Annotated in this window: 13 protein-coding genes; 2 read left to right on the forward strand and 11 right to left on the reverse strand. The window is 74.0% G+C overall.

The genetic code is table 11. The features are described 5' to 3' along the window. Window positions 1–389: 389 nt before the first annotated feature. Genes ACZ4WH_RS11095 through ACZ4WH_RS11105 form a run of 3 tightly spaced genes read right to left on the reverse strand, consistent with a single transcriptional unit; the run spans window position 390 to window position 3,661 of the window. Window positions 390–1,424: an AAA family ATPase gene (locus ACZ4WH_RS11095; RefSeq protein WP_468178945.1), complete on the reverse strand. Its 1,035-nt coding sequence runs from the start codon at window positions 1,422–1,424 to the stop codon at window positions 390–392. Between the two features lie 42 nt (window positions 1,425–1,466). Further along, window positions 1,467–3,209 (reverse strand): VMAP-C domain-containing protein, encoded by a 1,743-nt coding sequence (locus ACZ4WH_RS11100; protein ID WP_468178947.1) that lies wholly within the window; start codon window positions 3,207–3,209, stop codon window positions 1,467–1,469. Next, complete coding sequence (locus ACZ4WH_RS11105; RefSeq protein WP_468178949.1) at window positions 3,209–3,661, reverse strand: CU044_2847 family protein; 453 nt, start codon at window positions 3,659–3,661, stop codon at window positions 3,209–3,211. Before ACZ4WH_RS11105 ends, ACZ4WH_RS11100 begins: the two co-directional genes overlap by 1 nt. A 254-nt stretch (window positions 3,662–3,915) precedes the next feature. Here ACZ4WH_RS11105 and ACZ4WH_RS11110 point away from each other — a divergent pair, with 254 nt between their 5' ends. Then, window positions 3,916–7,527: a S8 family serine peptidase gene (locus ACZ4WH_RS11110; RefSeq protein ID WP_468178951.1), complete on the forward strand. Its 3,612-nt coding sequence runs from the start codon at window positions 3,916–3,918 to the stop codon at window positions 7,525–7,527. Window positions 7,528–7,541: 14 nt separating this feature from the next. Here the strand turns inward: ACZ4WH_RS11110 and ACZ4WH_RS11115 are convergent, their stop codons facing one another. The 4 genes from ACZ4WH_RS11115 to ACZ4WH_RS11130 form a co-directional block, all read right to left on the reverse strand. Further along, complete coding sequence (locus ACZ4WH_RS11115) at window positions 7,542–8,936, reverse strand: carboxyl transferase domain-containing protein (protein WP_468178953.1); 1,395 nt, start codon at window positions 8,934–8,936, stop codon at window positions 7,542–7,544. Then, a complete protein-coding gene (locus tag ACZ4WH_RS11120) occupies window positions 8,929–10,413 on the reverse strand; it encodes an acyl-CoA synthetase (protein ID WP_468178955.1) in 1,485 nt (494 codons plus the stop codon). Before ACZ4WH_RS11120 ends, ACZ4WH_RS11115 begins: the two co-directional genes overlap by 8 nt. A gap of 87 nt (window positions 10,414–10,500) precedes the next feature. Beyond that, on the reverse strand, window positions 10,501–11,073 hold the full coding sequence (locus ACZ4WH_RS11125; RefSeq protein WP_468178958.1) for an O-methyltransferase: 573 nt from the start codon (window positions 11,071–11,073) through the stop codon (window positions 10,501–10,503). A gap of 10 nt (window positions 11,074–11,083) precedes the next feature. After that, entirely contained in the window at window positions 11,084–12,184 is a 1,101-nt protein-coding gene (locus ACZ4WH_RS11130) for a MerR family transcriptional regulator (protein WP_468178978.1), read from the reverse strand. Between the two features lie 145 nt (window positions 12,185–12,329). On the opposite strand from ACZ4WH_RS11130, the gene ACZ4WH_RS11135 reads away from it, so the two are divergent. Then, window positions 12,330–13,238: an ATP-grasp domain-containing protein gene (locus ACZ4WH_RS11135; RefSeq protein ID WP_468178960.1), complete on the forward strand. Its 909-nt coding sequence runs from the start codon at window positions 12,330–12,332 to the stop codon at window positions 13,236–13,238. Here the strand turns inward: ACZ4WH_RS11135 and ACZ4WH_RS11140 are convergent. The 4 genes from ACZ4WH_RS11140 to ACZ4WH_RS11155 form a co-directional block, all read right to left on the reverse strand. Continuing rightward, window positions 13,225–14,277: a M12 family metallopeptidase gene (locus tag ACZ4WH_RS11140; protein WP_468178962.1), complete on the reverse strand. Its 1,053-nt coding sequence runs from the start codon at window positions 14,275–14,277 to the stop codon at window positions 13,225–13,227. The genes ACZ4WH_RS11135 and ACZ4WH_RS11140 overlap by 14 nt on opposite strands. Window positions 14,278–14,325: 48 nt before the next feature. Then, complete coding sequence (locus ACZ4WH_RS11145; RefSeq protein ID WP_468178964.1) at window positions 14,326–14,667, reverse strand: hypothetical protein; 342 nt, start codon at window positions 14,665–14,667, stop codon at window positions 14,326–14,328. 2 nt (window positions 14,668–14,669) lie between these two features. Further along, complete coding sequence (locus ACZ4WH_RS11150) at window positions 14,670–14,933, reverse strand: hypothetical protein (protein WP_468178966.1); 264 nt, start codon at window positions 14,931–14,933, stop codon at window positions 14,670–14,672. 194 nt (window positions 14,934–15,127) lie between these two features. Further along, a partial coding sequence (locus tag ACZ4WH_RS11155; RefSeq protein WP_468178968.1) for a hypothetical protein occupies window positions 15,128–15,602 on the reverse strand: 475 nt, incomplete at its 5' end.

The following is a 15,602-nucleotide window of genomic DNA, read 5'->3' on the forward strand; positions in this document are numbered from 1 at the left end:
GATCGGGGGCGCCGGACCATGCGGAAGAGCCGGCGGTCCCGGGGGACGTGGAAGAGTCGGCGGGTCCGGGGGATGCGGAAGAGTCGGCGGGTCCGGGGGACGCGGAAGAGTCGGCGGGTCCGGGGGACGTGGAAGAGTCGGCGGGTCCGGGGGACGTGGAAGAGTCGGCGGGTCCGGGGGACGTGGAAGAGTCGGCGGGTCCGGGGGATGCGGAAGAGTCGGCGGGTCCGGGGGATGCGGAAGAGTCGCTGGACCCGGCGGACCCGGAAGAGTCGGCGGGCCCGGGGGGCGCGGAAGACCCGGCGGGCCCGGGGGGCCCGGCGGGCCCGGAAGCGCCGGTGGGCCCGGAAGGCTCGGACGCCCCGGATGGTTCGGGGAACTCGGCAGGCTCAGAAGACATCGGACTGCGCGCTCTGCCCCAGGTACGGCATCAGCTGTTCGGCCAGCCCGTCGAGGGAGTCGGCGTCCAGGTCGGCGGAGCGGGCCAGGTAGATCGCGTTGAGGAGCTGGTCCGTGGCCAGGTCGCCGACGCCCGCCCGGGACAGGAACCGGTCGATCAGGGTGCGCGCCTGGGCGTCGGGTTCGCCCAGGTGGGCGCGGACGATCTCGGCGAGTCGGCGGTCGTCGGGCTGCCGCAGGTGCAGGGTGACGCAGCGGCGCAGGAAGGCGGGCGGGAACTCCCGTTCGCCGTTGCTGGTGAGGACGACGAAGGGGAAGGCCCGGCAGCGGACCCGCCCGCGGGCCACCGGGACCCGCTCGTCGGTGCCGTCGGCCAGCACCTCGGCGACGCCGTCCGGCGCGAGCCGCGCGGCACGCACCAGCTCGGGGATCTCGTACTGGCCCTCCTCCAGCACGTTCAGCAGGTCGTTGGGCAGGTCGAGGTCGCTCTTGTCGATCTCGTCGATGAGCAGCGCGCGGGGCCGGGCGTACGGCAGGAGGGCGGTGCCGAGCGGGCCCAGGCGCAGATGGTGCTCGATGCCCGTCCGGTCGTCCGCGCCCTCGGCCCCGCCGTGCCGGGCGGCCTCCTGCCGGGCCGCGTACAGCCGCGAGAGCGGGTCGTACTGGTAGAGGCCGTCGTGGAGCGTGCTGCGGCTGGTGATGTTCCAGCGCAGCACCGGGCCGAGCCGCAGCTCCCGGGCGACCGCGTACACCAGCGAGGACTTGCCGGTGCCGGGCGGGCCGGTGACCAGCAGCGGGCGGCGCAGATACAGGGCCGCGTTGACCAGCTGGACCGTCTCCGGCGTGGCCTGGTAGGTCTCGGCGCGGTGCGTGCGGTCCGGGGAGACGGCGGAGGCGTCGGCGGCCGCGTCCGGCGCCGGGAGCACCGGCCCGCCGTCGAAGGCCCGCCAGGGTGGCGGCGGGGGCAGCTCGGTGATGCCGTCGTGCGGCTCGTTCGTACCGGTGTAGACGGGCCACAGGGGCATGGGCTCTTCTTCTCCGTGGGGGGCGGTTCGGTCGTGCGGGGATCAGGCGACGGGCGAGTGCAGGCTCGCGGTGGTCTCGGGGAAGCAGCGCGGGTCGTCCCAGAGCAGCTGGAGGTCTCTCGCCCAGTGCAGGTCCGGCTCGTCGGCGGCGTCCGCGGTCAGCCGCAACGACAGGATGTGGCGCGGCAGTTCGGCGGGCGGCACGCCGGCGACCGACGCGGCGAGCTGGTCGAGGAACGCGGTGCCGGGGCAGGGCGGACTTCCCGGCTCGGCGCCTGTGCGGGGCGTGTCCTCGTGCCCGGTGCAGGGAGAGCCGGTGCGCGGCCACAGCAGGATCGGGACGGGTACGGTGAGGCCGACCTCGAAGTGCTGCCGTGCCGTGGTCGGCGGGGCCGCGTAGCCCGCCAGCCCGGCGTCGCCGTCCCAGAGCCGCTTGCGCAGGCTCGGCGGTCGTTCCCGGGTGCCGCACTCGACGCGGTGCACCTCGACCCCGCCGCCGGAGTCCAGCTTCTGCCACTTCTTGCGCAGCTGGTGGCGCAGCCGGCCGCTGTGGTGGCGCGCCCGGTCGGTCACCACGAGGGGATAGGCGCAGCCGAGCGGCGTGCTGTCGTCCGCGCCGCACTCCCAGTGCGCCACCGCCTCGTTGAGCCACTCGCGCGGCAGGACGAACGTCACCAGCTCGTCGGCGTCCGGGGCGAGATGGGCGACGGCTTCGTCGATGCGGCTCTGGACGTAGGCCCGCACCCCGGTGCGCGGCAGCCGGCGAGCGCCCACCGGCCGGCGCCGGCCGTCGCGGTACGCGGACACCTCCACGGTCACCTGGTCGGGACCGGCGCCACTGTGATCGATCTCCACGACGACCGGGGACCAGGCGGGAGCCGCCGACGCGTCCGCCGGGGCCGGGGTGTCCGGGGCCGCCGGGGCCCGTAACGCCGGGTCTTCGTCCAGGAGTTCCACGAGCCGGTCGGCGAACCGGCTCACCGCCTGCGGATCGGGGACCTCCCACTGCACATAGGCGGCGGCCGCCCACAGGGAGGGGAAGCCGCCCGGGGGCAGGGGCGGCCCGAAGGCGCCCACCGCGTCCACGTACAGCCGGTTCGGATCGCCCGCCCGGCCTGCGGCGGCCACGGCCCGGCGCAGCAGGGCGTACAGCCGCCGGCGGGCGTCGTCCCGGTGACCCGGGGTGGGCACCAACTCGCCCAGCTCGGGCCAGTAGCGGGCCAGCACGTCCAGCGGCAGCATCCGGCCCTTGCGCACGTCCGGCGACGAACCCACGGCCGCGGTGACCATTCCGGCCACCCTGCCGTCCGGGAGCGTCGCCGCCGCCCCGCTGAACCCGTCCACGAGCGGCTGCCCGTGCCCCTGCCACGCCACCAGCTCCAGCCACTCCCCGGCGATCAACTGGCCGGAGACGGTCTGGACCTCGGCGAGGGTGCCCTCGTCGTAACCCTCGGGGAAGCCGTACGCGATCAGCCGGGGGTACGGCTCGGTGTACGCGGCGTCGGGCGGGGCGAAACCGGCCGGGGCGAGCGGGACGTCACGGTCCAGTTCGAGTACGGCGACATCGCCGGGGTCGGTGACCTCGCCCGCCCAGCCGCCGTGGGCGACTACCGAGGCGGACAGCTCGCCCAGCTCCCTGGCGTGCGGGAAGGTGACGGTCACGGCTGCCCGGTCGCTCCACCTGACGACGTGGGCGCAGGTGAGCAGCCGGCGGCCGGTGACCAGGAAACCGGCCCCCACCGCGTCGCCGCAGGCGATCCTGGCCTGCCAGGCAGCGCTGCGCATCACCGGTCGGCGGACTCCGGGCCGGGCACGGTCCGGTCGGGCGTGGCCTGGCCGGGCAGGGCCGGGGGTGAGGCGTGCTGTCCGGGCGCGGCCTGCGCCGGCGGGTGCTGCCCCTGGGCGGCCCGGTCCGGCGCCTGCCCGGGGGACCAGCTGAGCTTGACGACGAGGTGGCCCTCCGCCGACCCCTTCGCGATGACGGCACCGGCCTCCGCGGACAGCCGCACACCGAACTCGATCTCCACCGCGTCCGGGCGCAGGCTGCCGTCCCGGAAGACCCGCAGCGCCGCCGAGGCGGCCGCCCGTACGCCGTCGAGTGCTCCCTCGAAGGTGCGCGCGGCCTGTGCCGGTCCGTCGCCGCGCGAAACGAGGCGGGCCCCCGATCTCGTGCCGCCGGCGCCCTCCACCACGACGAACGCGCCGTCCTCGGTCCTGAACTCCACCAACTCGTCCACGGTGACGCTCGCTCCCCCGTCGTACCCGACCAGTGACCACCGCCCATGTTACGGACGGTGCCACGGGAGTCACACACGCGGCGGTGAGGCGCGGGACATGTTCTGAGGTTGGCGAAAACCCGCCAGGGCGCCTTTCCGTCACCATCGACCAACTCCCGTACGACAAGCGACACATCACACTCGTCCCAGCACTCGACGCACTCGCTACGCACGACTTGCTGCACACGACTCGCCACACACGAGAAGAGGCGTGGATGAGCACAGGACCAGTCAGACGCGGGGCGGCGCTGCTGGCGGCGGGGCTGGTGAGCGCCCTGCTCCCGGCCGGCCCGGCGGTCGCGGCGCCGCACCCTCAGGGCCCCGGCGCCAGCGGTACCACCACCGTCACCCTCGTCACCGGCGACAAGGTGACCGTCACCGACCTCGGGCACGGCAGACAGACGGTCACCGTGCGGCGGCCCGTCGGCGCCACCGGTGCCGTACGGACGCAGCGCGGCGACGGCCACCTCACCGTCGTACCGGACGAGGCGCTGCCGTATCTGCGGGCCGGGACGCTGGACCGGCGGCTGTTCGACGTCAGCGGGCTCATCCGGCAGGGGCTCACCGACGCCGAGGCCGACGCGCTGCCGCTGATCGTCACCTACGACAAGAGCGCGCGGGCCGCGACCCCGGCCGGTGCCGAGCGGACCCGTGCGCTGCCCAGTCTGCGCGGCGCCGCCGTGGAGGCCGGCAAGGGGCGCGCGTTCTGGCGGTCGTTCACCCGGACGCCCGGCATCGACAAGGTGTGGCTCGACGGGCGGGTGACGGCCGAACTCGCCGAGAGCAACGCCCAGATCGGCACAGCGACGGGCTGGGACGCGGGGCTCACCGGCAAGGGCGTCACCGTCGCCGTCCTGGACAGCGGCGCCGACCTCGGGCACCCCGACCTGACGGACCGGGTGAGCGTCACCAGGAGCTTCGTCGACGGGCAGGAGGTCGCCGACCGCAACGGCCACGGCACCCACGTCGCCTCCACCGTCGGCGGCAGCGGCGCCGCCTCCGACGGCACCGAGAAGGGGGTGGCGCCGGGCGCGACCCTCGCGGTCGGCAAGGTGCTCAGCGACCAGGGTTCGGGCAGCGAGTCCCAGATCATCGCCGGGATGGAGTGGGCGGCACGGGACGTGCGCGCCCGGATCGTCTCCATGAGCCTGGGCTCGACGGAGGCGAGCGACGGCACCGACCCCATGGCGCAGGCGGTGAACACCCTCTCGAAGGAGACCGGCGCGCTGTTCGTCGTCGCCGCCGGCAACACCGGCGCCCCCTCCTCCATCGGCTCGCCGGGCGCCGCCGACGCCGCCCTCACCGTCGGCGCGGTCGACTCCGCCGACCAGGCGGCCTGGTTCACCTCCGCCGGACCCCGGTACGGCGACAACGCCCTCAAGCCCGACCTCGCCGCCCCCGGCGTGGACATCCTCGCCGCCCGCTCCCAGCTCCTGACCGGTTCCGGCTACTACACCTCCATGAGCGGTACGTCCATGGCGACCCCCCAGGTAGCGGGCGTCGCGGCGCTGCTCGCCGAGAAGCATCCGGACTGGACCGGCGCGCGGTTGAAGGACGCCCTGATGTCCAGCTCGAAGCAACTGGACGCCTCCGCCTACGCGCTGGGCGCGGGCCGGGTGAGCGTGCCGGACGCGGTGCACGCCACGGTCACCGCCACCGGCAGCGCCGACCTCGGCTTCCACAGCTGGCCGTACGACGCGAACAAGCCGATCACCCGGACCGTCACCTACACCAACTCCTCCGACTCACCGGCCGAGTTGAGGCTGTCGGTGCGGGGCGCCCCCGACGGCGTCGCCACCCTCGCCGACGACACCCTCACCGTGCCCGCCCACGGCACGGCCTCCACCACGGTCACCGGTGACGGATCCAAGGCACCGGTCGGCGAGACCAGCGGGCAGATCGTGGCCACCGACCCGTCCGGCGACACGGTCGCGCACACCGTGTTCGGGCTGGTCAAGGAGGAGGAGCGGTACACCCTCACCGTCCACGTCAAGGACCGGTCGGGCGCTCCGGCCGCCGCCGACCTCACCGTGCAGCGGCTCGCCGAGGGCGCGGACGCCGAGCCCGTCCACGTCGGCGGGTCCGGCACGCTCCGGCTGCGCCTGAAGCCCGGCACCTACTCCCTCGCCACCTTCCTCGACGTGCCCGGCAGCCACGGCGCCGACTCCCTCGGCCTCGGCTTCCTCACCGCCCCCGAGATCACCCTCGACCGGAACCGCGACGTCACCCTGGACGGCCGCACACTGCGGGAGATCCGCGCGGACGTGGACCGGCGCACCGAGACCCACCAGCTGGTCATGGAGTACGACCGGAAGGCGAACGGCGCCGACCTGTTCGGCGCGGTCCAGGTGCCCCTCACCTACGACAGCGTCTTCGCCGCGCCCACGCCCGAGGTCACGCAGGGCACCTTCGAGTACCGGACCGTATGGCGGCTGGCCGCGCCGCGACTGGAGGTCAGGGGCATCGACGAGGCCACCGTCCAGCCCGGCGGCACCCTCCTCGAGGGCCGCACGCGACTGCCCCTGGTGGACGTCGGCGACGGACCCGTCACCGGGGTGTACGGCAAGGCCGTGCTCGCCCGCCTCACCGACGGCGCCGACCCGGCCGCGCTCGCGCGGGCCGCGCAGGACGCCGGCGCCAGGGCCCTGTTCGTCACGGACGACGCGCCCGGCCGGCTGATGGCCTGGTGGGGCACCGACGACAACGCCGACCGGCCCCTGCTGATCGCCACCGTGAACCAGGCGGACGCGGCACGCCTCAGGGCGGCGGGCCGGGCCGGCATGACCGGCACCGCCGACTCGCCGTACGTGTACGACCTCTCCGAGGGCCACCGGGGAGCGATCCCGGACCGGGACCTCACGTACGCGCCCGGCGCCCGCCGACTGGCGGCGGTACACGTCACGTTCCATCCCGCACGGTCCCGGAGCGGCGGCGAGTTCCGGTACTCGATCACCGACACCTTCCCGATCGGCCTCGGCTTCCAGGAGCGGGTCGCCCTGCCCGCCGAGCGCACGGACTACGTCTCCACCGGCCCCGGCCAGCTGTGGCACGAGTCCGTCACCGCCGCCGACGGCGCGCTGGAGGAGCGCGGCGGACTCGTCCGCTACGACGGCGGGACCCGGCCGGCGCTGCACTGGTTCCGGCCCGTGTGGCACCCGTGGCTGGGCGGCGGGCTCGGCTGGGGCCAGCAGCGCGCGGGGAACCAGATCCAGCTGAACGTGCCCGGCTGGGGCGACTCCGGGCCCGACCACACCGGTTTCGGCGACGTGTGGAGCGAGGACAGCGGGATGCACCAGACCACCTCCGTCCGGCTCGACGGCACCCTGGTCGACCAGAACACCGGTTCCGCCGCCTACGTCCGGGACGCGCCCGCCGACGCGCACACGTACCAGGTCGTCACCGACACCGCCCTCGACGCCGGCCGGTGGCCGCTCGCCACCCGGGGCCACACCGAGTGGACGTTCCGCTCGGCGGCCACCCCCGAGGACCACTGGACGTACCTGCCGCTGATCAACCTCGCCTACGACCTCGACACCGACCTCGCCGGTGCCGTGCCCGGCGGGCGGCGGGTACCCGTCGGGCTCAGCGCCTCGTACGTGGCCCGCGCCTCGGGCACCGGCAGGCTCGGCGGCGGCCGGCTGGAGGTGTCGTACGACGACGGCACGACCTGGCGGACGGTCCCCCTGGGCACCGGCCGGGACCACTCCTGGCGCGGCACGCTGACCGTGCCGCGCGGCGCGTCGTCCGTTTCGTTGCGGGCCTCGGCCCACGACGACAAGGGGGGAGCGGTGACGCAGGAGATCATTCGGGCGGTGGCGGTCCGGTAGCGCTCCGGGGGCCTTCAGACGATGCCCTGGATCACGCCCAGCTCCAGCAGGTCCTGTGGACGGACGCGGAGCTGGTCCGCGGTCGGCCGGACCTCCTCCGGCGGGCGTTTCAGGATGGCCGCCGCCAGTTCCGGGGCGATCACCGAGAAGTAACTGTCCGGCGTTGCCCAGGTGTTGCCGGGCGCGGCCAGCGCCAGGGCGCCGCCGGAGCCGCCCTCGCCGATGACGAGGGTGGTGATCGGCACCCGGGCGGCGGCCACCGCGCCGAACACCTCGGCGACGGCCGCGCCGACGCCCTGCCGCTCCGCCTCCGCGTCGTTCGCGGCACCCGGGGTGTCCACCAGCGTCAGCACCGGGACGCCGAACCGGTCCGCCAGCCGGATCAGCCGGGTCGCGGTGCGGTACCCGGCGGGGCGGGTCGCCGTCCCGGTCTGCGCCGCGTAGGCCACGGTACGGCCGTCCCGCTCACCGAACCCGCACAGCATCCCGCCGGGATCGGTACCGCCGCACCGGTCACCGCTGATCGGCAGCCGGTGGTCGAAATAGGCGTCCAGGTAGGCCCGCGCCCGTGGCCGTTCGGCCGCCCTGGCCCGTTCGACGGCCTCCCACCCGGTCCCGGCCGGCCAGCCCCGCCCGAGCGCGCCCGGCACGGGTGCGGGCTCGGCCCCCCGGGCGGACGCCGGGGTGGGAGCGACGGCCGGCGCGCTGTCGTCCGGCGTGACTCCCGCCGCCCGCCCGGCCAGCAGCCGCAGCCACCCCCCGAGCACCCCCTTCAGCTCCGCCGGCTCCACCACCGCGTCCGCCGAGCCCGCCGCCAGCTGGGACTCCGCCGTGTACGCGGCCGGGTCGGCGTCGGGCGGGCGGACCCGGGAGCCGGCGAAGCCGACCTGGGCGCCGGGGAGGGCCAGGACGATGTCCGCTCCCGCGCCGAGGGTGGCCCAGCCGCCGCCGGTCGTCGGGTCCCGCAGGACCGCGATCTGGGGCAGGCCGGCCTCGCGGGTGAGCGCGGACTGACGGGCCACCCGCTGGAGTTGCGTGAGCGCGAGCATGCCCTCCTGCATCCGGCTGCCCCCGGTCGCGATCAACGGCACCACCGGCAGCCGGTGTTCACGGGCATGGGTGTACGCCGCCTCCAGCCGGTCCCCGGTGCGCTCGCCCAGCGAGCCGCCCAGGAAGCCGAACTCGAAGGCGATCAGGACGGCCCGGGTGCCCTCGACGTGCGCGGTGCCGCAGACGACCGACTCCTGCTCGCCGGTGCGGGCGGCGGCACGGGCGCGGGAGGCGTCGTAGCCCTGCCAGCCGAGGGGGCCGTCCTGCTGCGACTCCCGTGCCGGGGAGGGCAGTTCGCGGAAGCTGTCCGCGTCCGCGACCAGCGCGAGTATCCGCCGTGCCGAGAGCCGCTCAGGCATCGGGCAGGGCCCGCTTCATGATCTTCCCCATGTCGTTGCGGGGGAGCGCCTCCAGACGGCGGACGACCCGGGGGCGCTTGTGCGGGGCCAGCCGCCGGGCCACATGGTCAGCCAACTCCTCGTCAGCGGGCGGGTTCTCCGGGTCCGCCGGGACGATCCAGGCCACGATCCGCTCGCCCAGGTCGGCGTCCGGCTCCCCGGTGACCGCCGCCTCCCGCACCCCCGGGTGCTCCAGCAGCGCGTTCTCGATCTCACCGGCCCCGATCTTGTAACCCCCGCTCTTGATCAGGTCGGTGGCCTTGCGCCCGACGATGCGGACATAGCCGTCGGGCTCGCGCACGGCCATGTCCCCGGTGCGGAACCAGCCGTCGGCGGTGAACGCGGCGGCGGTGGCGTCGGGCCGGTTCAGGTACTCGGTGAACAGGTTCGGGCCGCGCACCTGGATCTCCCCGACGCTCTCGCCGTCGTACGCGGTGATCTCCGTACCGTCCTCCTCCACCAGCCGCAGCTCCACACCCGGCAGCGGCACCCCGACCGTCCCGGCCCGGGCCTCCCCGTCGGCCCGCACGCTGGTGTTCATCAGCGTCTCGGTCATGCCGTACCGCTCGATCACTCGGCGCCCGGTCGCCGCCGCGATCCGCTCGTGGTCGTGGACCGGCAGCGCGGCCGAGCCCGAGACCAGCAGCCGGGCCCCGGCGAGCGCCTTGGCCAGCTCCGGGTCGCCGGGCAGCGCCTCCGCGATCCGGTGGTACATCGTCGGCACCCCGAACACCATGGTCGCGCCCGCGTTCAGCTCCCGGGCCACGCCCTCGGGGGAGAACCGGCCCAGGTGCCGCACCGAGCCGCCGCGCCGCAGCGGGCCCAGGACGCCCAGCACCAGCCCGTGCACATGGAACAGCGGCAGCCCGTGCACCAGCACATCGTCGCCGGTCCACTGCCAGGCGTCGGCGAGCGCGTCCAGGGTGGTGGCGAGGGCCCGGCGCGGCAGGACCGCGCCCTTGGGCGGGCCGGTGGTGCCGGAGGTGTAGACGATCAGTGCCGGGTCGCCGTCCGGGACCCGCTCCTCCGGCACGGCACCGGCGGCGGACGCGTCGACATCGATCCGCGCCAAGTCGCCGAACACCGGCGGCAGTTCCGCACCGGGCGCGGCGAGCACGAGCGACGGCGCGCTGTCGGACAGGATGTGCGCCAGCTCCTTCTCACCCGACTTCGGGTTGAGCGGCACCGCCGCCGCCCCGGCGAGCAGCGCGCCGGTCACCGCGACGGCGGTCTCCAGCTCCGGCGTGGCCCACACGGCGACCCGGCCGGAGCCCCCGATCCGCGCGGCGAGGGCACCCGCGGCGCCCGCCAGCCCGCCGTACGTCAGAGTCCGTGGTCCGAACCGCAGGGCGGCCCTCTCCCAGACTTCGTCCGGGGGGACCCCCATCTCGCTGCGCTCGCCTGGACCATCCGTCAGGGCGGGAAAGAGGGAGGACACGCGGCGCACTCCTTACTGTCGGCGGTGCCGACTGCCGGGGACGACAGCACCCTTCCTACACCAGGACCCGCGTCCCGACGACCGCGCTCAGATCGGCCGTGAGCCGCAGCTCGACCGCCCGCAGCGCGGGATGCTCCAGCCAGTGCAGCCGCGCCCGGTCGACCCGGCCCTCGTGCAGCGGGGGCCATCCGGCCGCGGGCGTGAAGTCGTCGACGACGACCGTCCCGCCGGGCGCCGGCAGCCGCACCACGTCGGCCGGCGCGCCCCCGGCCGCCTTGCCCTGCCCGCCCCCTCGAGGACGAGCAGGTCGAAGGGGCCGTACTCCTCGATCCGCCGCCAGTCGCCGGTCAGCACGGTGACCTCGGGGCGGCCGGCGAAGACCTCGGCGGCGCGCCGCGCCCGCTCCGGCTCCCGCTCGACGCTGACCAGCCGTACACCGGGCGCGGCCCCCGACGCGAGCCAGGCCAGGCCGACGCCGAGCCCGGTGCCGGTCTCCCCGATCCGGAGCCGGGCGCCGCCCGCCGGCGTGTGCAGCAGGCGGCCCTGTTCGGGCCGGCAGGAGAAGGGGAAGCCGTGCGCGCGGGCGGCGGACAGGGCGCGCCGGACGAGGGGCGGCAGCCCGTCCGCACCGGTGTACGCGTCGGTGCCGTGCCGTGCCATACGGCCAGTTCTAGCCGACGGGGACGGACGGGCGGGCGGACATCACCACGTCGGCGACGACACAGCTGACGTTGTCGGGGCCGCCCGCCGCGTTGGCCGCGCCGATCAGGGACCGCACGGCGGCCTCCGGGCCGGACTCGGCGGCCAGCAGCCGCTGGATCAGCGCGTCGGGAACGACCCGCGTCAGCCCGTCCGAGCACAACAGGTACCGGTCCCCGTCCCGGGCCTCCCGCACCCGAAGATCCGGCACCGACGGCGCACCGGAGGAACCCAGGGCCTTCAGCAGCAGGGCCCGCTGCGGATGGCTCTCGGCCTCCTCCTCCGACAGCCGTCCCTCGTCGATCAGCGACTGGACCACGCTGTGGTCGTGGGTGATGCGGAACAGCTCGCCGTCCCGCAGCAGATACGCCCGCGAGTCCCCGATGTGCACGAGGGCCAGCTTCGACCCCGTCCACAGCAGCGCGGTCAGCGTGGTGCCGCTCTCCTCGCCGCCCTCCGCTCCGGCCCTCGCGAGGTCCTGCACGGCCTCGTTCGCCCCGCGCACCGCCTCCTCCAGCAGGTTCAGCACACTGCCGGCGGCCAGTTCCTCCTCCTCGTCCAAAAACCTCAGAGCCGCCACGGCGGCGTTGCTCGCGGGCGCCCCCGCCGGGCCGCAGCCGTCGGCGACGGCGAGCAGCCTGCGGCCCGCGTACACCGCGTCCTGGTTGGCCGGGCGGACGTGCCCGCGGTCCGAACGGGCCGCGTATCGCAGTTCCAGCATGGTGGTGTGGTCCCCTCTCGACTCGCCGGTCAGCTGGTCGACGAGGAACGCGGCGAGGTCCCGCCGTGCGGCCGTCTCCGCCTCCACCCGCGCCCAGTACGCCCTGATCTCCCGGGCCGCGCCCGCCGCGTCCAGGGCGCACACCGTCCGGATCTCCGCCAGGGGCATGCCCAGGCGGCGCAGCCAGGCCACGAGCCGGGCCCGTTCCAGTTGGGCGAGGGTGTAGTAGCGGTAGCCGGTGTCCGGGTCGACCCGGGCGGGCCGCAGCAACTCCAGCTCGTCGTACAGGCGCAGGGCCTTCGGCGACAGCCGGCTCGCCTTCGCGAACGCCCCGATGGTCAGCAGCTCCATGCGCACCTCGCGCGTCTCGTCGTCCGCCACCGATGCTGGGGCTTCCCCGAAGGGGAAGGTCAACCGGGCTGTCCCGGTTCCCGAGACGCTTGTTAGCCTCACAGCCGCACCGACCGTCGAACCCGCGTACGACAGGGAGTCCGCCGTGCCCCGCATAGCCCTCGCCACCTACGACCCCGGAGCCGAGCCGAGCAAGGACGCGGACCTGCCGGTGCTGGTGCGGGCGCTCGCGGACGCCGGTGCCGAGGCGGAGGCCCGGCACTGGGACGACCCGGCGGTGGACTGGAGCGGGTACGACCTGGTCGTCATCCGCTCGACCTGGGACTACAGCTGGCGGGCCGCGGAGTTCGCCGCCTGGGTGGACCGGGTCGGCACGCTGACCCGGCTCGCCAACCCGGCCCCCGTCGTCCGCTGGAACGCCGACAAGCGGTACCTCGGGCAGCTGGCGGCGGCCGGCGTGCCCACCGTCCCCACCCACTACCTGGCCCCCGGTGAGCCGGCCGACCTGCCGACCGGGCACGAGTTCGTGATCAAGCCGACCTCGGGCGCGGGCGCCCGGTTCGCCGCCCGCTACACACCCGCCGAGCACGACACGGCGGTACGGCACCTGGCGCGGATGCACGCGGAGGGCTTCACCGCGATGGTGCAGCCGTACATGCCTGGCATCGACGTGCGCGGCGAGCGGGCGCTTCAGTTCTTCGGCGGGCGGCTGCTGCACGCCAGCCGCAAGGCCGCCGTACTGTCACCCGGCACCCCGTACGACGCCGACAAGGTCGCCCACCCCGACCTGGAGCGCTGGCAGCCCACGGACGCCGAACTCGCCGTCGCCGACAAGGCGTTGGCGGCCGTCCCCGGCACGCCCGGGCTGCTGTACGCGCGCGTGGACCTGGTGGACGGCGACGACGGCGAGCCCCGCCTGATGGAACTGGAGCTGGTGGAGCCGAACTTGTTCCTGTGGCTGCACCCGGACTCGCTGCCGCGCGTGACGGAGGCGATCCTCGCGGCGGCCGAGGACCCGGCCCCGGCCGTCTCCCCGACGGTCACCAGTACATGACCGACGCGCTCCCGGCACCCCACGTGGAGTACATCCGGACGCGGAGGACGTACCGGCGGTCCTTGAGGAGCTTGACCTCGAAGCGGCCGTTGCGGTTCTCGCCGCTGTCGTCCTCACCGCTGACATAGCGCAGGTCCTCACCGCCGACGTCCTCGAAGAGAACCATCAGCACATCGGCGTCCCCGAAGGTGCTGAACTGGTACTTCTGGCTCTTCTCCGGGGTGACCCGGTAATCGGCCTGCTCGCCCGAGGCGAGGTCGAGGACCGCCGACTGGAACGGCTTCAGCGCGTCCATGTGCGGAGCCAGCGGCGGATACCAGTTGCGCACGTACTCCTTGTCGCGCTCGGACAGCCCCCGCGGGGACGGAATCCCGCTCCGGTACGCCTCCGGCCGCTTGATGAGACCCGCTTCGAAGCCGTAGTGCATGACGGACGTCGGGTCCCATTCCGAACCGCTCACCTCTTTCGTGGAGAGCTTTTGGATGATGTTGTGGTAAGTCGTCTCCCGGGGCCAGAAGTTGGGAGGTCCACCCAAGTACTCGTACACCTTCGGCTCGTCCCACTCGATGCCGGCGAACGGATTCTGGTGCTCGTGGGTGAAACCGATCGCGTGCCCTATCTCATGCCGGACCGTGACCTTTCCGTAGGGGGAGGTCGGGTCCCAGCCGAAGTTCATCGTGGGTTCCCCGGAACCGATGCCGAGACAGTCCGTGCCGACGTACGACCAGGACCCGTCGTCGGCGAAGGCGATCCGGATCTCCGATTCCGCGGGGTCGTCCTCGGGGCGGAACCGCAGTCCGATCCCGAGATCCTCCCACTCCTGGAAACCGTTGTGGACCTCGGTCAGCCACGCCTTCGACACGCCGTCGCCGGCGCCCTCGAGGAAGCAGTACCGCAGCTGTGTACCGTTCACCCACTTCGCCCGGTTGACCAGTATCGCTCTGGTCCGGGGGAGGCTGAGATCCGGGGCGAGCGCGGGGATTCTCCGCGGGGGCTGAGCGCAGTACCGCGCAGCGCCCTTGTCCTGCTCGGTGGCCATGACGATGCTCCTTGAGTTGTGCTCGCGGGGTGGGGGATCAGCGGGCGCTCATATGTCCACGTTCACGCCACCGGGAAAGGCGTACTGGTCGTGCGGGCGCATCGTCACCGTCTTCCACGCGCCGGTCGACCCGATATTCAAGCAGGAGTCGAACGGGTACAGATAGGTGTAGACGGGGCCGTAGAGACCGCTCCACCGATGGCCGTCGTCGGACTCGGCGTACCAGTAGAAGAACTGCTGATTGTTGGGCGCCAGAAGAACCCGCTCGTAGGGCTTGATGCGCCACCAGCCCATGGTCCGGTAATTTCCGTACTGCCCGCATGCCTGCGGGTCCCAGTACATTCCGGCCACCTGGATCGTCGAGGAATGACTGTTGCGGAAGTACGGCATGATCACGCTCCTCGCTGCCGAGCCGCCTCGATGTGCTGACGCCACCGTTCCGCGAGCGTGTTCTGCGGCACTTCCCCCTCCGGCACGACGGGAGGAGGCGGCACCGTCGCGGCATCGGCGGCACCGGTCGCGGAACTCTCCTTTTCGTGGACTCGCGGGTCGAGCCCGCTCCGGACGTCTTCCTCCGGGGCGTCCTGGAGCAGTTCGACACCAGGCTCGAAGGCCTGAAGCGGTGCCGGGACGCCCGTCGGTTGATTGTTGGACATACGAAACACCCCATCCCCTTTGTTTGACCGTTGAATGGGTGTGGTGATGAACCGTTGAACGAGCCATTTCTGACCCGGCATATGATCCCGGAATAACTGGATTCCGCTACTTCGATGCTGCTCCAGCTTTCGCTGTCCTGCATCCCGGGGAAACGGGACGGCGTCAAAAAGCCGGCACAAAGGTGAGTTGGGGCTCAGGTGAGGACGGCCGTCCGCTGGAGCAGCCCCCAGGTGAACTCGGCGACCACCTGCCGCCGTACGCCGTCGCGGTCGGGGGCGGTGAGGGCCAGCCCCCACCGGGTGGGGGCGGTGCCCTCCAGCGGGCGGGCGGGGGCGAAGGCGCGGGCGGCCTCGTCCACCGTGCAGGACCAGGGCGTCAGATCCTCCAGGGTGCACAACTCCGGCGCCGGCGCACCCGGCGCCCGGACCAGCCACTCGTTCCAGACCCCGCCGTCGGGCCCGACGAGCACCTCGAAGCGCAGCGCGGGCCAGAGCGGCAGGGCCCACCGCCGGGCCTCGCAGTCGACGTCACCGAGCCGGCGGGGCGCGACGGACTCGGGTGCGCCGAGGACGGAGCGGTAACGGGCGGCGCCGGGGGGGGGGGGGGGGGGGGGGGGGGGGGGGGGGCACGAGGTGTTTGATCGCCGCCCGTCTGCGACCCCACCGCCC

It is taken from the genome of Streptomyces sp. NPDC029138 (genome assembly GCF_055564375.1).

What these genes read in the sequence shown, in the direction of transcription:
- ACZ4WH_RS11095 (WP_468178945.1), bottom strand. Translation starts at nt 1,424, where the DNA reads ATGCCCCTGTGGCCCGTCTACACCGGTACGAACGAGCCGCACGACGGC.
- ACZ4WH_RS11100 (WP_468178947.1), bottom strand. Translation starts at nt 3,209, where the DNA reads ATGCGCAGCGCTGCCTGGCAGGCCAGGATCGCCTGCGGCGACGCGGTG.
- ACZ4WH_RS11110 (WP_468178951.1), top strand. Translation starts at nt 3,916, where the DNA reads ATGAGCACAGGACCAGTCAGACGCGGGGCGGCGCTGCTGGCGGCGGGG.
- ACZ4WH_RS11115 (WP_468178953.1), bottom strand. Translation starts at nt 8,936, where the DNA reads ATGCCTGAGCGGCTCTCGGCACGGCGGATACTCGCGCTGGTCGCGGAC.
- ACZ4WH_RS11125 (WP_468178958.1), bottom strand. Translation starts at nt 11,073, where the DNA reads ATGGCACGGCACGGCACCGACGCGTACACCGGTGCGGACGGGCTGCCG.
- ACZ4WH_RS11130 (WP_468178978.1), bottom strand. Translation starts at nt 12,184, where the DNA reads ATGGAGCTGCTGACCATCGGGGCGTTCGCGAAGGCGAGCCGGCTGTCG.
- ACZ4WH_RS11140 (WP_468178962.1), bottom strand. Translation starts at nt 14,277, where the DNA reads ATGGCCACCGAGCAGGACAAGGGCGCTGCGCGGTACTGCGCTCAGCCC.
- ACZ4WH_RS11145 (WP_468178964.1), bottom strand. Translation starts at nt 14,667, where the DNA reads ATGCCGTACTTCCGCAACAGTCATTCCTCGACGATCCAGGTGGCCGGA.
- ACZ4WH_RS11150 (WP_468178966.1), bottom strand. Translation starts at nt 14,933, where the DNA reads ATGTCCAACAATCAACCGACGGGCGTCCCGGCACCGCTTCAGGCCTTC.